We start from the raw sequence: 17,876 nt of genomic DNA, 5'->3' as shown, positions 1-17,876 counted from the left end.
TCGCCGTTATTCCACGTTCAGCACCAGAAGCTGCGCCCCATCTGCAACCTGATCGCCGACCGCATACAGCACTTCCGACACCGTACCCGCCGCCGGAGCACCGATCGTGTGCTCCATCTTCATCGCTTCCATCACGATCAGCGGCGTGCCCTTTTCCACCACGGTGCCCGGTTCGACCAGCACCGCGATGACTTTGCCCGGCATCGGCGCGGTCAGGCGGCCTTCGCCGCCTTCTGCATCCGCCGCATGCGCGAGCAGGTTCTGCCATTCGAACTCGAGTGCTGCGCCGAGGCAAAAGACGTGGAAGGTATCGCCGTCGACGAATACGCGGCCTGTCGCTCGCGCATCGCCGATCGTCGCGCGGAATTCATGCAGGCCCGCGCCGCCCGACCAGTTGAAGTCCTCGCGCACGCCGTCGTGTTCGAGCGTTTGCGTGCTGCCGTCGCGCGCGAAGGTCACCGTGAAAGCATTGTCATTGTCGACATTGCGCCAGCCGAGCGTTTGCGTGTAGCCGCTGTTCAGGCGCCAGTGCGACAGCGCATCCCACGGCGAAGCACCGTGCGCGGTGCCGCCTTCGCGCGTCAACAATGCGGCGCAGACGAGCGCCAGCGCTTCCTTGAATGGTTTTTTCACGGGCGCGAACAGCGCATCGTGATGCCGCTCGATCAAACCTGTGTCGAGGTCGCCGGTCGCAAACGGCTCGCTCGTGACGATGCGTTGCAGGAACTCGACGTTGGTGTGCGGCCCGACCACTTCGCAGGCACGCAGCGCGCGATTCAGACGCGCCAGCGCTTCCTCACGCGTCGCGCCGTGGACGATCAGCTTGGCGATCATCGGATCGTAGAACGGCGTGATCGTGTCGCCTTCGCGCACGCCGCTGTCGATGCGTACCGGCGCTTTGCGGTCCGGGTCACCTGAGCCCGCCGCACTGATGCTGAACTCGACGCCTTCCGGCATGCGCAGATACTTGAGCGTACCCGTCGACGGCAAGAAGCCGCGCGCCGGATGCTCGGCGTAAATACGCGCTTCGATGGCATGACCGTCGATCGTGATTTGTTGCTGCGTGAGCGGCAGCGGTTCGTCCGCGGCGACGCGCAGTTGCCATTCGACCAGATCCTGCCCCGTCACCATTTCCGTGACCGGATGCTCGACCTGCAAGCGCGTGTTCATTTCCATGAAGTAGAAATCGCCGGTGCCGGTCATGATGAACTCGACCGTCCCCGCACCGACGTAATTCACAGCGCGCGCCGCGGCCACGGCCGCTTCGCCCATCTCGCGCTTGATTTCAGCCGACAGGCCCGGCGCCGGCGCTTCTTCCAGCACTTTCTGGTGACGCCGCTGCACCGAGCAATCGCGATCGAACAGATAGACCGCGCCGCCATGACGGTCCGCGAACACCTGCACTTCCACGTGACGCGGCCGCGTCAGATACTTCTCGATCAGCACGCGATCGTTACCGAAGCTGCTCGCCGCTTCGCGCTTGCAAGAGGCCAGCGCGGCGACGAAATCTGCGCTGCGCTCGACCACGCGCATGCCTTTGCCACCGCCGCCCGCGCTTGCTTTCAACAGCACCGGGTAGCCAATCGCGTCAGCCTCACGATGCAGCAACTGCGCATCCTGATCGTCGCCGTGATAGCCCGGCACGAGCGGCACGGCCGCGGCATGCATCAGCGCCTTCGCCGCGGCTTTCGAACCCATCGCGGCAATCGCTTCGACCGGCGGTCCGATGAAGACGATACCCGCGAGTTCGCACGCATGCGCGAAGTCTTCGTTTTCCGACAGGAAGCCGTAGCCCGGATGCACCGCTTGTGCGCCGGTGGCGCGCGCGGCCTCGATGATGCGTTCGACGCGCAGATAACTTTCCGCCGCCGTCGAGCCGCCGATATGCACCGCTTCGTCGCAGGCGGCGACGTGCTTCGCGTTGGCGTCCGCATCGGAATACACGGCCACGCTCGCGATGCCGAGCCGCTTGCAGGTTGCCGCGACGCGGCACGCAATCTCGCCCCGGTTGGCAATCAGGATCTTGTTGAACATGAGATGTCTCGATGAGGTGTCGCGTTCTGGGACTGTTGTTCTGGTGAAGGCCTGCAAGCGCCCTGGAATCTGTGCTGACGCGCTTCAGTTGCGCCACGACGGCGAGCGTTTTTCGAGGAACGACGCGACGCCTTCGCGGCCTTCCGCACCGGCACGCGTGCGCGCGATGCGCGCTGCGGTGTCTTCGATCATTGCATCGTTCAGCTCATGGCCTGCGATGTCCTGCACGAGTTGTTTGCACGCACGTACCGCTTGTGGACCGTTCGCGCAGAGCGTGTCCGCGATGTGCTGGACCGTTGCATCGAGTTGCCCGGTGCTCACCGCTTCGCTCACCAGTCCCAACCGGAACGCCGTCGCGCAATCGAACTGCTCGGCGGTCGTGAAGTAGCGGCGCGAAGCCTGCTCGCCCAGCGCGCGAATCACGTACGGCGCGATCGTCGCGGGAATCAGGCCGAGACGCGCTTCCGACAGGCAAAAACGCGCGCTGTCCACGGCGACGACGATATCGCACGCCGAGATCAACCCCATGCCGCCCGCGTAGGCATCGCCGTTCACACGCGCGATCACCGGCTTGTTGCAGCGATAGATCGACGACAGCATGTTCGCCAGCAGCATCGCATCGGCGCGGTTCTCCTCGTCGGAATAACCGGCCATTTTCTTCATCCAGTTCAGATCGGCGCCTGCGCAGAACGCTTTGCCGTTCGCGGCCAGCACGACCGCGCGCACGTCGTCGCGACCGTTCAAGGCGGTGAAGGCCGAGTTCACCTCGGCGATCATCGTTTCGTTGAACGCGTTGCGCACCTCCGGACGATTCAGCGTGACCGTGGCGATCTGACCGCTAAACGCGACATCCAGCGTTTCGTATTGCATGGTTCAGGCTCCTGCGCTCAGCGCATCGTCACATTCTGAACACGCCGAAACGCGTGTCTTCGATCGGTGCGTTCATGGTTGCCGAGAGGGCGAGACCGAGTACGTCGCGCGTTTGCGCCGGGTCGATCACGCCATCGTCCCACAGACGCGCGCTCGCGTAGTACGGGTGGCCCTGATGCTCGTATTGATCGCGAATCGGCTGCTTGAATGCCTCTTCCTCTTCGGCGCTCCACGAGCCGCCCTTGCCTTCGATACCGTCGCGCTTGACGGTGGCCAGCACCGAGGCGGCCTGCTCGCCGCCCATCACCGAGATGCGCGCGTTCGGCCACATCCACAGGAAGCGCGGCGAATACGCGCGGCCGCACATGCCGTAGTTGCCCGCCCCGAACGAGCCGCCGATGATCACCGTGAACTTCGGCACTTTCGCCGTCGCCACGGCCGTTACCATCTTCGCGCCGTTACGCGCGATGCCTTCGTTTTCGTATTTGCGGCCCACCATGAAGCCGGTGATGTTCTGCAGGAACACCAGCGGAATCTTGCGCTGGCAGCACAGTTCGATGAAGTGCGTGCCTTTGAGCGCCGATTCCGAAAACAGAATGCCGTTGTTCGCAATGATGCCGACCGGATGCCCCCAGATATGCGCGAAGCCGGTCACGAGCGTGGTGCCGTAGCGGGCTTTGAATTCGTCGAAGGCGGAATCGTCGACGATGCGCGCGATCACTTCACGGATATCGAACGGCTTGCGCGTGTCGACTGGAATCACGCCGTACATGCTCTTCACGTCGTAGCGCGGCGGCTTCGGTTCCTGCAACGCCACCGGCACCTGCTTCGTGCGATTCAGATTGCCGACGATGCTGCGCGCGATCGCCAACGCGTGCGCGTCGTTTTGCGCGAGATGGTCGACCACGCCCGACAGACGCGTATGCACGTCGCCGCCGCCGAGGTCTTCCGCGCTCACCACTTCGCCGGTTGCGGCTTTGACGAGCGGCGGGCCGCCGAGAAAAATCGTCCCCTGATTTTTGACGATGATCGACTCGTCGCTCATGGCGGGGACATAGGCGCCGCCCGCGGTGCACGAACCCATCACGACGGCGATCTGCGGAATACCCGCCGCCGACAGATTCGCCTGGTTATAGAAGATGCGGCCGAAGTGGTCGCGATCGGGGAACACGTCGTCCTGATTCGGCAGATTGGCGCCGCCCGAGTCGACCAGATACACGCACGGCAGATGATTTTCCGCGGCGATTTCCTGCGCGCGCACGTGCTTTTTGACGGTGACCGGATAGTACGTGCCGCCCTTGACCGTCGCGTCATTGCAGACGATCACGCACTCCTGCCCCGCGATCCGGCCGATGCCGGTGATCACACCCGCGCCCGGCGCATCGTTGTGGTACATGCCATAGGCCGCGAGTTGCGAGAATTCGAGAAACGGCGTGCCCGGATCGAGCAGTTTCTCGATGCGATCGCGCGGCAGCAGTTTGCCGCGGCCCGTATGTTTGTCGCGCGCAGCTTGCCCGCCGCCTAGCGCGAGCTTCTCGATCTTCGCGCGAAGATCGGCGACCAGCGCTTCGAGCGCCGCCGCATTGGCGCGGAAATCGTCCGAGCGCGGATTCAGCTTTGATTCGATGATCGGCATTGCGTGGCTCTCCTGTTAGCCGCTTTCTTATGGGCCAGCACTGAGACAGCGCTGTTACGCCGTGTTGTCGATCAGGCGGTTTCGGCGAACAGTTCGCGGCCGATCAGCATGCGACGGATTTCACTGGTGCCCGCGCCGATTTCATAGAGCTTCGCATCGCGCCACAGACGGCCGACCGGATACTCGTTGATATAGCCGTTGCCGCCGAGAATCTGGATGGCTTCGCCGGCCATCCACGTGGCTTTTTCGGCGGTGTAGAGAATCACGCCCGCGCAGTCTTTACGCACCTGGCGCACGTGTTCCTTGCCGAGCGTGTCGAGTTGACGGCCAACGGCATACAGATACGCGCGGCACGCCTGCAGCGTGGTGTACATATCGGCGACCTTGCCTTGAATCAGCTGGAACTCGCCGATCGGCTGACCGAACTGTTTGCGGTCGTGGATATACGGCACGACTGCATCCATGACCGCGACCATGATGCCGGTCGGGCCGCCGGCGAGCACGGCGCGCTCGTAGTCGAGACCGCTCATCAACACTTTCGCGCCGCCGTTCAACTGACCGAGGATATTTTCTTCAGGCACTTCGACGTCCTGGAACACCAGTTCGCCGGTATGCGAGCCGCGCATGCCGAGCTTGTCGAGCTTTTGCGCGACCGAGAAGCCCTTCATGCCCTTCTCGACGATAAACGCCGTGATGCCGCGCGAATTCGCTTCGAGATCGGTTTTGGCGTACACGACCAGCGTGTCGCAATCCGGGCCGTTGGTGATCCACATCTTGGTGCCGTTGAGCACGTAGTGGTCGCCCTTCCTGTCCGCGCGCAGTTTCATGCTGACGACGTCCGAACCCGCGTTCGGCTCGCTCATGGCGAGCGCGCCGACGTGTTCGCCCGAGACCAGCTTCGGCAAGTACTTCTGCTTTTGCGCCTCCGTGCCGTTGCGATGAATCTGGTTGACGCACAGATTCGAGTGCGCGCCATACGACAGACCGACCGACGCCGACGCGCGCGAGATTTCTTCCATCGCGATCATGTGCGCCGTGTAGCCCATGTTCGCGCCGCCGTATTCCTCCGCGACCGTCATGCCGAGCACGCCCAGATCGCCGAATTTGCGCCACAGGTCCATGGGGAATTGATCCGTACGATCGATTTCCGCGGCACGCGGGGCGATTTCTTTGGCCGCGAAACCCGCGATGCTGTCACGCAGCATTTCGATTTCTTCGCCGAGCGGGAATTGCAAACCGGGCAGGTTACTCATTGCTGTGTCTCCAGAATTTCGTTGGCGGCCGGCCATGGCGGGCGCCGGCGTGTCTGAGTGCGGCTCAGCGGACGGTGCGGCCTTGTTGGCCGCCACCATCGTCACGCACGAAGCGCGAAACGTTCAGGGTGCATTTCACGCTAGATTTACGTAAGCGTCAATAGATATTTTTGAGTGTTACTCAGAAATTTTCTTTTGAGCGTTTATCGGTGCTCAGCCGTGATAGGATCCACCTTATCGGGGCGATTTGCCTCATAAATCTGAACTTTACTCATATGACGGTTGCCTTGAAGGCGGAGTTACCTGCCTCACGCCGCCAGCCGGCCGGGCGCAAGTCGCAGCAGCGCGTGAAGGAGATTCTGCAGGCGGGACGCGAGGTGTTCTCCGAGCGGGGATACGAGCGCGCGACGACGGCGGAGATTGCGCAGCGCCTGGGCATTTCCGAGGCGACCGTGTTCAGTTATTTCCGCGGCAAGCGGGAGTTATGCGCGCGCGTGATTGGCGACTGGTATGACGAGATTATTGAAGCGATCGAGTCTGGCTTGCCGCGCGATGGCAGTGTGCGCCAGCAGTTTGCTTTCATTGTGCGGACGCATTTGCGATTGATGCTGGTCAACGGCACAGACCTGTGTGCTTTGGTTTTGTCGGAGGGCCGGGCGCGGCATCATGAGCTGAGTGAGGCGCTGACCGAGTTGCAGCGCCGGTATACCGCGCCGCTGATGCGGGTGTTGGCACAGGGGCAGGAAACGGGGCAGATCCGATCCGATATGCCGTTGAGGTTGCTTCGCTCGTTGGTGTTTGGGCCGATGGAACATGTGCTGTGGGACGCTACGCTGGCGAATCGGCATATCGATATTGACGCTACCGCGGATCAGTTGATCGATGTGCTGTGGACGGCGCTCATGCCGCCGGATGTGGCGGTTAGTGCTTTGCAACAGTTTCGACTGGAAGTGGCAGAGGCCACGAGGCGGTTTGAGGAATCTTCTGCGAAGGAAGCGCGCTTTGGGGTGTGCAATGCGCGGAAGGTTGAAGACTCGGAATAGTTTTTTTTGCCTGTGCGGCGCTTTGTTTCTGTGTGCCTGCGGTGGTGGCCTTTCCTTGTTTTGTTAGTGGTCTATTAGCATTCCCCCTGTGCGGGGGGGCACCTACTTTTCTTTGCCGGCCGCAAAGAAAAGTAGGCAAAAGAAAGCGGCTCACACCGCCAGCTTTTAAGCGGGGCCCCTGGCTTGGAGGAGGTAGTGGAGCATCTGGAATCGGTGTTCTCGCACACTCCGCGCTGGTGACAAGGCCGTCATACTTCCGGCGGCGCTACGCGCGCCGTGGCGGTACTTCACAAACCCGCCGGGTTCGTTGGGCCCCTTGGGCACGTCCGGTGCCTGCGGCTGTTCAAGCGTAACGGCTTGCCTTTGCTGTGCTGGCGTAATTCGCGGCTGCGTTTTGTTCGGCGAGGTGGCTTGTAATTCGCGGCTGCATTTAGTTTGGCGAAGTGACCCGCACTTCCACAATCCGGCGCCTCGCCGAGGCGAAGCCGATGGCCCCCACCATGCGCAAACGAAGCCACTGGTTTCCCTGGCAGACCCGCCCGCGGCGCACGTAGTGCGAGGCGGGAAGAATGATGCCGGAGGCGCCAATCCGCTATCGGTGTTGTGAAGTACCGCCACGGCGCGCGCAGCGCCGCCGGAAGGATGACTGCCTTGTCACCCGCGCGGAGTGTGCGAGAACACCGATTCCAGATGCTCCACTACCTCCTCCAAGCCAGGGGACCCGCTTAAGAATTAGCGGTGTGAAGCCGCTTTCTTTTGCCTACTTTTCTTTGCGGCCGGCAAAGAAAAGTAGGTGCCCCCCCGCACAGGGGGAACGCTAATAGACCACTAACAAATCAGGGAAAGGCCACCACCTAATAGACCACTAACAAATCAAGGAAAGGCCACCACCGCAAGCACAACAACCAAAGCGCCGCACAGGCAAAAAAATCCGCTAATCTATCCCCTCCCCGGTGCAGCAAAAAAACCCCAGGAGCCCCCATGCCAACGGCAAAAAAACCAACTATCAGAATCGGCATAGGCGGCTGGACCTACGCCCCCTGGCGCGGCACCTTCTACCCATCAGACCTGACACAAACCCGCGAGCTGCAATACGCGAGCCAAAACCTCACTTCGATAGAAATCAACGGCACCTTTTACGGCTTGCAAAAGCCCTCGAGCTACGAGAAGTGGTATCAGGAAACCCCCGAAGACTTCGTCTTCTCCCTAAAAGCCCCTCGCTACGCGACCAACAGAAAAATCCTCGCGGACGCCAATGAAACAATCGAACGCTTCTTCGCCAGCGGCGTACTGCTACTCAAACAGAAACTGGGCCCCATAAACTGGCAATTCGCGCCGACAAAAAAATTCGACAAAGAGGACTTCGAAGCTTTCCTGACACTGCTGCCGCAAAGCATCGAAGGTCAAAAACTGAGGCACGCCATCGAGGTCCGCCACGAAAGCTTCAAAACCCCGGAATTCATCGCGCTAGCAAAAAAATACCAGGTAGCAATCGTGCTGGCCGGCGACAGCGACTACCCGCAAATCGCGGACATCACCGCGCCATTCGTCTACGCCCGCATCATGGGCACAACAGACAAACACGCCAAAGGCTATTCGACTCAAGCCCTCGACGCATGGGCCGAGCGCGCCCGCCAACTCGCCGCAGGCAAAACACCGGAAGACCTGGAAACATCAGCCGAAGCACCCGGGAAAACCACGGCACGAGACGTCTACCTGTACATCATCAGCGGCTTCAAGGAACGCAATCCGGCGGCCGCGATGGCGCTCATCAAGCGCCTCTGACAACAGGCGCCGACGCGCCACGGCCCGATAACACCGCACGAGTGTCATAATCCCGGCAACGAACAGGCATCAGGCCTGCAGGCATCCACATCTCATCATCAAGGCCCGGGAGAACATTTTGAGCGGTATCGACAATCCTCTGCACGATCAGGAAGTCGGCTCTGCCGACGCCACCCAGGACACCACGCGCATCGACGACGTTCGTATCGGCGCGGTACGTCCGCTCATTTCCCCTGCCTTGTTGCAGGATGAACTGCCCGTCCCGCTCGCCGTCCAGACGCTTGTCGAGGAAAGCCGTGCGGCGATCGCCGATATCCTGCACGGCCGCGACGACCGCCTCGTGATGATCATCGGTCCCTGCTCGATCCATGACCACGATCAGGCGATCGAATACGCACATCTGCTCAAGAAGGCCGCCGACACGTACAAGAACGATCTGCTGATCGTAATGCGGGTCTACTTTGAAAAACCGCGCACGACAGTGGGCTGGAAAGGCTATATCAACGACCCGCGCCTCGACGGCAGCTTCCACATCAACGAAGGCCTGCGCCTCGCCCGGCAACTGCTGCTGGACATCAACGGCCTCGGCCTGCCGACCGCCACCGAATTTCTCGACCTGCTGAGCCCGCAATACATCGCGGACCTGATCGCGTGGGGCGCTATCGGCGCGCGCACGACCGAGAGTCAGAGTCATCGGCAGCTTGCATCGGGACTGAGCTGCCCGATCGGTTTCAAGAACGGCACGGACGGCGGCGTGCAAATCGCCGCGGATGCAATCGTCGCAGCACGCGCGAGTCACGCGTTCATGGGTATGACCAAGATGGGCATGGCCGCCATCTTCGAGACGCGCGGCAACGACGACGCCCACGTGATTCTGCGCGGCGGCAAGAAAGGTCCGAATTACGACAGCGCATCGGTCGAAGCAAGCTGCGCGGCACTCAAATCAGCAGGGTTGCGCGAGCAGGTCATGATCGACTGTTCGCACGCGAACTCGGGCAAGTCGCACTTGCGTCAACTGGATGTGGTGCAGGATATCGCACGGCAACTATCGCAGCGCGAGCACCGCATCACCGGCGTCATGCTGGAAAGTCATCTGGAAGAAGGCCGTCAGGATCTGAAGGCGGGTGTGCCGTTGCGCCACGGCGTGTCGATTACCGACGCGTGCGTCAGCTGGGCGCAAACCGAACCGGCGCTCGAAGCGCTGGCCGAAGCAACCCGGCAACGGCGCGCGGGCTGATCGCAGCAAGGCAAGCACCAGGAGCGCACTATAAGCACCGCACGCGCCGCACCAACCGCCGATTGCCTATGTCACCGGGGTTGGGCTGCGCGTTGTTCCTCACGCCCGATGCATCGTTCGCCGCGCGTTTCAAGCGGCGGGCGCCGATGCACCGACGCGAGGCGCGTTGCATTACGACGCGTTGACGGCTTCCTTGAACGCCTTGCCGGCGGTGAACTTCACCGTCTTGGCTGCGGCGATCTGGATCTCGGCACCCGTCGACGGATTGCGGCCCACGCGTGCAGCGCGTGCGCCAGTCGAGAAAGAACCGAAACCGACCAGTTGCACCGTCTCGCCGCCCACCACTGCTGCGGTTACCGCGTCGACGATCGCGTCGATGGTTTGGCCGGTGGCCGCTTTGCTTTCGCCCGTCGCTGCGGCGACTGCATCAATCAGTTCCTGTTTGTTCATAGCACTTCCCGTATGGTAATCATGGAACCGGCGCCACATCTGTTGCGCCGGGACCGACACACTAACGCATAGGCGCATATTCGCGCAAACCTTGGGTGTAAGCCTTGTATCAGGCGCCCAGCGCCAATTTGACGTTTTTTTGTCGCAAAGCGCCATAAAAATCGCGAGCTTACGATTTCTGGCCGCCTTACAAAGCGCCGCCGCGCATCACAATCCGTTGCAATTTCAGTGCTTTAGCGTGGGCAAGCCAATGCTGGCGGGCTTTCCCGCCTATGTTACGGTGGCTCGCCAATATTTGGCATTCGCCGTTGGCGCCGCGTGCGGAAATTAAAGATCGATGAGTAAAAAAACGATGATTTTTCGCCATATTGCAACATCGGCTTTGGTCGCCGAGTCGTTTTGCACGTTCGCGGCGACCGACGACACCGCGTGCGCCACGCGGGCCGGAACGGCAAATTCAGCCACGCCCCCGGCGCGTCCGGCGGCAGAAATGGCTCGTTATGGATAACCCGCAGGGCGTATTTACCGCCTGTTCAAAACGCGTTCAAATCCGGTCGAACGAACTCAAGGTGATACCCTTGGTCACCGATACATGAAGCTGCGTGTGCAGCGCGAACGTCGCAAGGTTGCGAAGGGTTCGGTTAGCCGGAAACCGCTTCAATTTCATCGCTCAGTTATCCTTGGCATCTTCAAAATTCCCCTCTCTTCTCGCGCCTGCGACGCGGTGTGCGAAGCGATGGCCGCGCGCGCCGGACGCGACCGCATACCGAGGCCCGGTTAGCCCGGCGCTGCAAAGCGCGTCACGGCGCGCTGCCGTACTCCAGTTTCGGATACCAGTTGCTGTCGCGGCCGCCGGGCGTCATGTCGAGCACCGTCCATATCGGCATCGGGTCGGGCGCGCCCCGCGGGTCCTGGCCGGGGTCCGCTGTCGACGGTCCCATCTCTTCGGCCCAGAAGTGCCGCACCGTGCCACCCGAGCGAGTGAAAACGTTGAAAGCGGGGTTGTCGTCGCCATCGGGATCCTCGGCGGCGTAGTCGCGGTTGAAGCTGTTGCCACCCGACGAATACAAGCGCAGATGCCGCCACCCTCGCTCCTTTTTGAACGCGACCAGTTTTTCGATCGGCGAGCGGCCGATCACCGCAAATGCCACGCGTTGCAGGATGTCGGGCATTTCGCCGTCGTAAGCGCTCAGCAACGAGGTGCACATCGGACAGGGCCGTGTGCGCTTCGGACCGAACATCCAGTTGTAGGTAACGAGGGTATCGTGTGGGCCGAACATTTCCGATAGTGTCACCGTGCCCTCTTCGCCCTCGAAACAGTAATCTTGCGGCACGACGCCGCCGGGCGGCAACGCACGGCGCTGCGCGGCCACTCGCTCGATGTGGCGCCGCAACTCGATTTCCTCGGCCAGCAGGTCGTTGCGCGCGCGGCGATATTCGGCGCTCTCCCCGGGAAACCGGCGGGGCAATTCGGCCAGCAGCCTGGCCGGCTTCAGCGATTGTGCGGATGCGTTTGGGTCAGTCATCAGCGATCTCCTCTTGCAGAAAAAGGATAAAAGGCGCGATGTGCGGCCGAGCGATCGGCAAGTGCGTTGTCGCTCCCCCACATTTTCACTCCCCTGTAGCGACGACGAACAGCGCGACGGCAAATCGACAACCTCGGCGAAATTATCGTGGCCGCGGCGGAACGCAAACCCGGCACGGCAGTGTCCATGCCCAACGCGGACGAGAACCGGCACCTGATTGCAAGGTATGCTTTGCTGCAAAACACGCGCGCACTGGCGCGCTATCACACCGTCACGGCGCCCGCCGCGCCGCCCTTGGGAATGTGCCATGCCGCTTCGTCTTCCACCCCTGCCCGCGCTTCGCTTCTTCGAGGCAGCCGGGCGGCATCAGAGCTTCAAGCTCGCCGCGGCGGAATTGAACGTGACGCCCAGCGCCATCAGTCACGGAATCGTCGGACTCGAGCAGGCGCTCGGCGTCGAGCTGTTCGTGCGCGAGCCGCGCGGACTGTCGCTCACGCCGGCAGGAGGCGACTACCTGTCTTACGTTTCCGAAGCGTTTTCGCTGATCGCCATCGGCACGCAGCGTCTGCCGAATAACCGGGCGAATCGCACAATTGCGCTGAGTTGCGCGCCGACGTTGGCGTCGCGCTGGCTGCTGCCGCGCTTGCAGAGCTTTCGGGCGCGCTGGCCGAATGCGAACGTCACCGTCGATACGTCGCATCGCCAGGTGGGCTTTCCCGTCGACGGTTTTGATTTCGCCATCCGCATGAGCCGGGCTCCGGTCGCGGGCACTGCGTGGACCCGGCTGTTCGGCGAGCGGCTGGTGCCGGTGTGCAGCCCCGCTTACCGCGAGAGCCTGCTCGACGAACAGGGCAACCTCGATCTGCGCCGCGCGACGCTCATTCATGTGAACGCGGCGAGCGAAGACTGGCAGGCCTGGTTCGACGCCACCGGCACCACTGGCGCCACCGATACGACAAGCTCGGCCGGCACGAACGGAATCGATCTGTCCGATGGCTTGCGCGTCGACACGATCCAATTGGCTTTCGAAGCCGCGGCGATGGGATTGGGGGTCGCGCTCGGCAGACGGCCGCTGGTCGACCGCGATCTCGCCAACCACGCCCTGGTCGAAGCCAGTCCACAGACGATCCCTTCCACCACCGCCTATTGGCTGGTGAGTTCGGAGAGTGTGGATCGTCGCCCGGAACTCTTCGACTTCAAACGGTGGCTGCTCACGGAGGCCGAGCACTTCGACGATTCGCCTGCCGTCGCCGCTGCCGGGCTGGACAGCGCCAACAGTTGACTCAGCCGACTCAGGCGACTCAGTCCGCTCGACCAGGACAGGTGAGCACCGCTCACCTGTCGTCAAAAACTTTTCTTTTGCCGCTTCTGACGCTCGCTGCGACCATGGTGTCGAAGGAGATCAGAACCATGTCCACCACAAGTAGCAGACGCTTCACCCCCGCCTTCAACCAGACGACGCTAGTGATCGTCGCCGGCGCGCTGATTTTGAGCGCCGCGATGGGCATCCGGCAGACCTTTGGGCTCTTCATCGGGCCGTTCTCATTCGACCGCGGCCTGCCGGTCACACTGATCGCCTTTGCGATCGCGCTGCACAATCTGGTTTGGGGTTTCACCCAACCGTTCGCCGGCGCCGCTGCGGACCGCTATGGTTCGGCGCCGGTCGTCGCGTTCGGCGCGACCACCTTCGCTGCCGGACTGGGGCTCGCGGCGGTGGCGCCGTCGGGCGCGATGCTGATTGTCGGCATGGGCCTGCTGGTCGGCATCGGCATCAGTTGCACGACTTTCGGCGTGGTGTTGCCGGCGGTCGGCCGCATCGCGTCGCCGGAAAAACGCAGCATGGCGATGGGTCTCGTCAGTGCCGGCGGCTCGGCCGGCCAGGTCTTGATGGTTCCGCTCGTGCAAAGCGTTCGACTCAGTTCCGGCGTGTCCACTTCGCTCTTCGTGCTGGCGTTCCTGATGCTGGTGGTCGCGCCGCTCGGCATGGTGCTCGACCGCCGCGCGAGCAACGGTATGCCGGGGCAGGAGCCGCCCGCCATGCCGCTGCGCAAGGTACTGGCTCAGGCCTGCCGGCATCGCGGATACCGGCTTCTGACGCTCGGTTTTTTCACTTGCGGATTTCAGCTTGCCTTCATCGCCACGCATTTGCCGGAGTATCTGTCGCTCTGCCATATGCCGATCGGGCTGGGTGCAACGGCGCTCGCGCTGATCGGTCTGTTCAACATGGCGGGTAGCTGGGGATGCGGATGGCTGGGTGGACGTTTCCGCCAGCATCACGTGCTCGGATGGCTTTACCTGATCCGAAGCGCGACGATCGGCGCGTTCTTTCTGCTGCCGAAAACATCCGCTTCGGTAGTGATTTTTGCGGCCGTCATGGGTTTGACGTGGCTCGGGACCGTGCCGTTGACGAGCGGACTCGTGGCGAAGGTGTTCGGCACGCGTCACCTGGGGAGCCTGTTCGGCGTCTGCTTTCTGAGCCATCAGATCGGCTCGTTTCTTGGCGCGTGGCTAGGCGGTCTGGTGTTCGATCTGACCGGCTCGTATTCGCTGCTGTGGGAGGCCACGGTCGTGGCCGGACTCGTCGCGGCGATGCTGCACTTCCCGATCGACGACGCCACCGTGCACACGCCGGCCCTTCCGTCCGAGCCGGCACGCGCATAAGCGCCATTGTGCGAACGACGAATCCGACCAGGGGATGATTGATGAATCAAGCAGTCACACCGATCGGCTTCATCGGGCTCGGCTCGATGGGCGAACCGATGGCACTGAATCTGGTACGAGCCGGCACGCCGCTGCTGGTATGAAACCGCTCCGCGGCGAAGGCGGCGCCGCTATTTTTTCGTGGCGTCGGCGGATGCTTTCGGCACGCGTCCCATCAGATAGAACTCGTCGTTCGGACGCATGGAGATGACGTTTGCCATCCGGTTCGACAGGCCGAAGAACGCGGTGATCGCCGCGATATCCCAGATGTCTTCGTCGGAAAAGCCGTGCTCGCGCAGCGTCTGAAAGTCTGCATCGCCGACCGTGCCGGACTCGCGGCAGACCTTCAGCGCGAAATCGAGCATGGCCTTCTGCCGCGCGGTGATATCGGCCTTGCGATGATTAACGGCCACCTGATCCGCGAGCAGCGCCGCCTTTTCGTAAATGCGCAGAATTGCGCCGTGCGCGACCACGCAGTACAGGCAATCATTCACCGCGCTCGTGGCGACGACGATCATTTCGCGCTCGCCTTTGGTGAGTCCCCCTTCCTTGAGCATCAGCGCGTCGTGATAGGCAAAAAACGCGCGGAATTCGTCAGGGCGATGCGCCAGCGTCAAGAACACGTTCGGGACAAAACCGGCTTTCTCCTGCACTTCGAGGATGCGGGCCTTGATGTCCTCTGGCCATTCGCCGGGCTCCGGCACAGGGTAGCTGCTGATCGGCTGAAGGTTTGCCATGGCGTGTCTCCTTTGTATAGGTAAGTGCACGACGATTGTAGCAATCGTGCTGCCGGCAGGGACGACTGCGCGCACTGAGGGCCGCTGAGTGCAATAACCGGGCGGCCCTTCGCGCTCGCCGACCAAACCTGATATGTGCGCGTGCATCGCCTAGACTTTCAACTCATGAGCGCTTGAACACAGCGCATCAGAGCGACGGCGCCTTGTCCGGAATGAGCAGGAGCGAATATGTCAGACGTTTCACACGACGCGCGAGCGCCCGTCATCAAGGTGCACCCTGACCGGGAAATGGCGACGAGTCAGCGGTTGCCGTACTTCGTCGGCATTTCTGCGAGGACGGCCGGTGCAACAGGTTTGTCGATGTACATGGTCGTAGTCCCGCCGGGCGGGCACGCCGAGCCGCATCTGCACGCCGACTATGAAACCGCGACTTACGTGCTCGAGGGTCGTATCGAAACCCGCTTTGGCCCGGGCCTGCGCGAATCGGTCTTTACCGATGCGGGCGACTTCCTGTTCATTCCGCCTGGCGTACCGCATCAGCCCTTTAATCTGAATGAGACCACGGCTGCTAGAGCTATTGTCGCGAGAAATCATCCTGACGAACATGAGCGGGTGGTGCCGTATGATCCGGCCGATGATCCGGCCGTTGACGTATAAGCGTTGAGGCGCGATTGCTGTGCCTAAGGCGTTGGCCTTTGCCGCAGCGGACTTGTCTGCGGGAGTCGGCGCCTGCTGTACATAGACGGCCTGACCCGCCAGAGAGGCAGGAGCTACCAACGGAAACAAACTGGCTTTGCGAAGCGCAAGCGCATAGAGCACAAAGCCGATTCCGTAAGAGCCCATCGCGGCTGCGCGAAGCAGAAGCGGGACCCATTCACCTGATGACGGTGCCGCGGCCCGAAGTGCGGCAAGCCGTAACAGAACACTCGCCAGTCCGCTCAACATTAAAGACTCCGTAACGGAGCTGAACCCGGACACCCGGAATGTAAAGATTCGTCAATGTCGCCGCGGACGCAACACTTCAAATAGATTCAGCCTTTTCTGATTGACGACGGCTCCAGCCCAAGGGGGGCGAAAAAAGAGCGTGTCGGCGGGATGGCATTGCAACTTCCGGTCGGCTGGCTCGCCGATCGCGCGGGTCTGGCGGTCGCCGTGATCGTCTGCGCGGCGCTCAGCACGCTGGCGATCTGCGGTTTCGCGGTTGCGGCGCCCGCGTCGTGGCTCGCCGCGGCAAGCGCGCTGCTGCTCGGCGGCATGAACAGTTCATTCATTACGCTCGGCATGTACGCGGCGGCATGCAGCGACAAAGCCGCGCTCACACGCAATATGCGGCTGGTGTCGCTCACCTTCACCGCGAGCTCGATCGTGGGGCCGCTCGTCGCGGGCTTCGCGATGAAAGCACGGGGCAGCGACATGCTGTTGTGGCAACTGGCGATCATGAGCGGCGCTCTCGCCGCCTACACGCCCGGCTTGCGCGAAGGCCGGCGTCAGCCCGATCGATCGCGGTCGATGGGCTGAGCCGGTTCTGCATCAAACCGATAGAGCGTGCCTAGCGCGCAGCAACCTTCCGCTGCCGCCAAAGACACAGCAGATCGCACGCGATATGCGCGGCGGCGATCGCGGTGATCTCGCTCTGGTCATACGAGGGCGCCACCTCGACCACATCCGCGCCCACCAGATTCAACGCCCCCAGCCCGCGCACGATCGCGAGCCCCTGCGCCGACGACAAACCGCCCGCCACCGGCGTGCCCGTGCCCGGCGCGAACGCCGGATCGAGGCAATCGATATCGAAGGTCAGATACGCCGGCCGCGCGCCGACGATCGACGTGATCCGCTCCACCGCCGCTCGCGCGCCATGTTCGTGGACCCACGCGGCGTCGAGGATATTGATGCCCATGAAGTCGTCGTTCCACGTGCGAATGCCGATCTGCACCGAGGTCTTCGGATCGATCAAGCCATCCTTCACCGCCTTGTAGAACATCGAACCGTGATTCAGGCTGTCCGGACTGTCGTCGGCCCAGGTATCGCAATGGGCGTCGAAATGAATCAGCGAGAGCGGCGTGCCGTACTTCTCCGCATGCGCGATCAGCAACGGATAAGTGATGTAGTGATCGCCACCGAGCGTCAGCATCTTCGCGTCCGAGCGCAGGATCGTGCGCGCATGGTCGACGATCGACGCCTTGATCGTCATGGGATTGTGCGCATCGAACCAGCAATCGCCGTAATCGGTCACGGCGAGATCTTCGAACGGATTGAAGCCCCACGGATAGGGATGCAACTCCGACAACTGCACGCTGGCCGCACGCACCGCTGCCGGGCCGAGACGCGCGCCCGAGCGGAACGTAGTGGCCAGATCGAGCGGCACGCCGGAGACCACGACGTCGACGCCGTCGAGTTCGCGGGTGTACTTGCGGCGCATGAACGACAACACACCCGCATAGGTGTTTTCGATCGACGAGCCATAGAGCGACGAACGGCGGATCGCGCCGTCGCCGTAAACGAGTTCAGTCATGGATGACCTGATACCTGATAAACATGCCGGCGCCGCACGCGGGGCTTCCAGGTGATGCATGCGTCGTCCGGCTTCGGATTCATTGGGAACGCG

Annotated in this window: 16 protein-coding genes and 1 pseudogene; 8 read left to right on the top strand and 9 right to left on the bottom strand. The window is 62.2% G+C overall.

Going from position 1 to position 17,876, the window contains the following annotated elements; translation table 11 throughout:
- Nucleotides 1–6 precede the first annotated feature (6 nt).
- The 4 genes from SB772_RS28155 to SB772_RS28140 all read right to left on the bottom strand — a co-directional run bounded on the left by SB772_RS28155 (nucleotide 7) and on the right by SB772_RS28140 (nucleotide 5,793).
- Nucleotides 7–2,034 (bottom strand): acetyl/propionyl/methylcrotonyl-CoA carboxylase subunit alpha, encoded by a 2,028-nt coding sequence (locus tag SB772_RS28155; RefSeq protein WP_410836448.1) that lies wholly within the window; start codon nucleotides 2,032–2,034, stop codon nucleotides 7–9.
- A gap of 84 nt (nucleotides 2,035–2,118) precedes the next feature.
- A complete protein-coding gene (locus SB772_RS28150) occupies nucleotides 2,119–2,904 on the bottom strand; it encodes an enoyl-CoA hydratase/isomerase family protein (RefSeq protein WP_410836447.1) in 786 nt (261 codons plus the stop codon).
- 28 nt (nucleotides 2,905–2,932) lie between these two features.
- Nucleotides 2,933–4,540 carry a carboxyl transferase domain-containing protein gene (locus tag SB772_RS28145; RefSeq protein ID WP_410836446.1) on the bottom strand — a complete coding sequence of 536 codons (1,608 nt, stop codon included), beginning with the start codon at nucleotides 4,538–4,540 and terminating at the stop codon, nucleotides 2,933–2,935.
- 71 nt (nucleotides 4,541–4,611) lie between these two features.
- Complete coding sequence (locus tag SB772_RS28140) at nucleotides 4,612–5,793, bottom strand: isovaleryl-CoA dehydrogenase (RefSeq protein ID WP_410836445.1); 1,182 nt, start codon at nucleotides 5,791–5,793, stop codon at nucleotides 4,612–4,614.
- Between the two features lie 275 nt (nucleotides 5,794–6,068).
- Between SB772_RS28140 and SB772_RS28135 the strand changes: the two genes are divergently transcribed.
- From SB772_RS28135 to SB772_RS28125, 3 genes are all read left to right on the top strand, one after another.
- On the top strand, nucleotides 6,069–6,836 hold the full coding sequence (locus tag SB772_RS28135; protein WP_410836444.1) for a TetR/AcrR family transcriptional regulator: 768 nt from the start codon (nucleotides 6,069–6,071) through the stop codon (nucleotides 6,834–6,836).
- A 981-nt stretch (nucleotides 6,837–7,817) separates the two neighbouring features.
- Nucleotides 7,818–8,621: a DUF72 domain-containing protein gene (locus tag SB772_RS28130; protein WP_410836443.1), complete on the top strand. Its 804-nt coding sequence runs from the start codon at nucleotides 7,818–7,820 to the stop codon at nucleotides 8,619–8,621.
- A gap of 118 nt (nucleotides 8,622–8,739) precedes the next feature.
- Nucleotides 8,740–9,858: a 3-deoxy-7-phosphoheptulonate synthase gene (locus SB772_RS28125; RefSeq protein ID WP_410836442.1), complete on the top strand. Its 1,119-nt coding sequence runs from the start codon at nucleotides 8,740–8,742 to the stop codon at nucleotides 9,856–9,858.
- A gap of 171 nt (nucleotides 9,859–10,029) precedes the next feature.
- On the opposite strand, the gene SB772_RS28120 is transcribed toward SB772_RS28125, so the two are convergent.
- From SB772_RS28120 to SB772_RS28110, 3 genes are all read right to left on the bottom strand, one after another.
- The gene (locus SB772_RS28120; RefSeq protein ID WP_341318912.1) at nucleotides 10,030–10,308 is read right to left on the bottom strand and encodes an HU family DNA-binding protein; all 279 of its coding nucleotides are present in this window, start codon (nucleotides 10,306–10,308) and stop codon (nucleotides 10,030–10,032) included.
- Nucleotides 10,309–10,635: 327 nt separating this feature from the next.
- On the bottom strand, nucleotides 10,636–10,773 hold the full coding sequence (locus tag SB772_RS28115) for a hypothetical protein (protein WP_410836441.1): 138 nt from the start codon (nucleotides 10,771–10,773) through the stop codon (nucleotides 10,636–10,638).
- A 335-nt stretch (nucleotides 10,774–11,108) separates the two neighbouring features.
- On the bottom strand, nucleotides 11,109–11,834 hold the full coding sequence (locus tag SB772_RS28110; RefSeq protein ID WP_410836440.1) for a DUF899 family protein: 726 nt from the start codon (nucleotides 11,832–11,834) through the stop codon (nucleotides 11,109–11,111).
- A gap of 307 nt (nucleotides 11,835–12,141) precedes the next feature.
- Between SB772_RS28110 and SB772_RS28105 the strand changes: the two genes are divergently transcribed.
- The 3 genes and pseudogenes from SB772_RS28105 to SB772_RS28095 form a co-directional block, all read left to right on the top strand.
- A complete protein-coding gene (locus tag SB772_RS28105; protein WP_410836439.1) occupies nucleotides 12,142–13,116 on the top strand; it encodes a LysR substrate-binding domain-containing protein in 975 nt (324 codons plus the stop codon).
- A gap of 128 nt (nucleotides 13,117–13,244) precedes the next feature.
- The gene (locus SB772_RS28100) at nucleotides 13,245–14,495 is read left to right on the top strand and encodes an MFS transporter (protein WP_410836438.1); all 1,251 of its coding nucleotides are present in this window, start codon (nucleotides 13,245–13,247) and stop codon (nucleotides 14,493–14,495) included.
- Nucleotides 14,496–14,536: 41 nt separating this feature from the next.
- Nucleotides 14,537–14,635, top strand: a pseudogene (locus SB772_RS28095) (NAD(P)-binding domain-containing protein); the annotation flags it as partial.
- Nucleotides 14,636–14,665: 30 nt separating this feature from the next.
- On the opposite strand, the gene SB772_RS28090 reads toward SB772_RS28095, so the two are convergent.
- The gene (locus SB772_RS28090) at nucleotides 14,666–15,271 is read right to left on the bottom strand and encodes a peroxidase-related enzyme (RefSeq protein ID WP_410836437.1); all 606 of its coding nucleotides are present in this window, start codon (nucleotides 15,269–15,271) and stop codon (nucleotides 14,666–14,668) included.
- 228 nt (nucleotides 15,272–15,499) lie between these two features.
- Here SB772_RS28090 and SB772_RS28085 point away from each other — a divergent pair, with 228 nt between their 5' ends.
- Together SB772_RS28085 and SB772_RS28080 are read left to right on the top strand one after the other, a co-directional pair.
- The gene (locus SB772_RS28085; protein ID WP_410836436.1) at nucleotides 15,500–15,928 is read left to right on the top strand and encodes a cupin domain-containing protein; all 429 of its coding nucleotides are present in this window, start codon (nucleotides 15,500–15,502) and stop codon (nucleotides 15,926–15,928) included.
- Nucleotides 15,929–16,366: 438 nt separating this feature from the next.
- Entirely contained in the window at nucleotides 16,367–16,789 is a 423-nt protein-coding gene (locus tag SB772_RS28080; RefSeq protein ID WP_410836435.1) for an MFS transporter, read from the top strand.
- Between the two features lie 31 nt (nucleotides 16,790–16,820).
- Here the strand turns inward: SB772_RS28080 and speB are convergent, their stop codons facing one another.
- Nucleotides 16,821–17,783 (bottom strand): agmatinase, encoded by a 963-nt coding sequence (speB, locus tag SB772_RS28075; protein WP_410836434.1) that lies wholly within the window; start codon nucleotides 17,781–17,783, stop codon nucleotides 16,821–16,823.
- Nucleotides 17,784–17,876 lie beyond the last annotated feature (93 nt).

The organism is Paraburkholderia sp. SIMBA_030 (genome assembly GCF_046535245.1).
In the GTDB taxonomy this organism is placed as follows: Bacteria; Pseudomonadota; Gammaproteobacteria; order Burkholderiales; family Burkholderiaceae; genus Paraburkholderia.
This window is presented reverse-complemented; position numbering and strand designations above follow the sequence as displayed.

What these genes read in the sequence shown, in the direction of transcription:
- SB772_RS28150 (WP_410836447.1), bottom strand. Translation starts at nt 2,904, where the DNA reads ATGCAATACGAAACGCTGGATGTCGCGTTTAGCGGTCAGATCGCCACG.
- SB772_RS28085 (WP_410836436.1), top strand. Translation starts at nt 15,500, where the DNA reads ATGTCAGACGTTTCACACGACGCGCGAGCGCCCGTCATCAAGGTGCAC.
- SB772_RS28110 (WP_410836440.1), bottom strand. Translation starts at nt 11,834, where the DNA reads ATGACTGACCCAAACGCATCCGCACAATCGCTGAAGCCGGCCAGGCTG.
- SB772_RS28080 (WP_410836435.1), top strand. Translation starts at nt 16,367, where the DNA reads ATGGCATTGCAACTTCCGGTCGGCTGGCTCGCCGATCGCGCGGGTCTG.
- SB772_RS28145 (WP_410836446.1), bottom strand. Translation starts at nt 4,540, where the DNA reads ATGCCGATCATCGAATCAAAGCTGAATCCGCGCTCGGACGATTTCCGC.
- SB772_RS28140 (WP_410836445.1), bottom strand. Translation starts at nt 5,793, where the DNA reads ATGAGTAACCTGCCCGGTTTGCAATTCCCGCTCGGCGAAGAAATCGAA.
- SB772_RS28120 (WP_341318912.1), bottom strand. Translation starts at nt 10,308, where the DNA reads ATGAACAAACAGGAACTGATTGATGCAGTCGCCGCAGCGACGGGCGAA.
- SB772_RS28105 (WP_410836439.1), top strand. Translation starts at nt 12,142, where the DNA reads ATGCCGCTTCGTCTTCCACCCCTGCCCGCGCTTCGCTTCTTCGAGGCA.
- speB (WP_410836434.1), bottom strand. Translation starts at nt 17,783, where the DNA reads ATGACTGAACTCGTTTACGGCGACGGCGCGATCCGCCGTTCGTCGCTC.
- SB772_RS28155 (WP_410836448.1), bottom strand. Translation starts at nt 2,034, where the DNA reads ATGTTCAACAAGATCCTGATTGCCAACCGGGGCGAGATTGCGTGCCGC.
- SB772_RS28090 (WP_410836437.1), bottom strand. Translation starts at nt 15,271, where the DNA reads ATGGCAAACCTTCAGCCGATCAGCAGCTACCCTGTGCCGGAGCCCGGC.
- SB772_RS28100 (WP_410836438.1), top strand. Translation starts at nt 13,245, where the DNA reads ATGTCCACCACAAGTAGCAGACGCTTCACCCCCGCCTTCAACCAGACG.
- SB772_RS28130 (WP_410836443.1), top strand. Translation starts at nt 7,818, where the DNA reads ATGCCAACGGCAAAAAAACCAACTATCAGAATCGGCATAGGCGGCTGG.
- SB772_RS28135 (WP_410836444.1), top strand. Translation starts at nt 6,069, where the DNA reads ATGACGGTTGCCTTGAAGGCGGAGTTACCTGCCTCACGCCGCCAGCCG.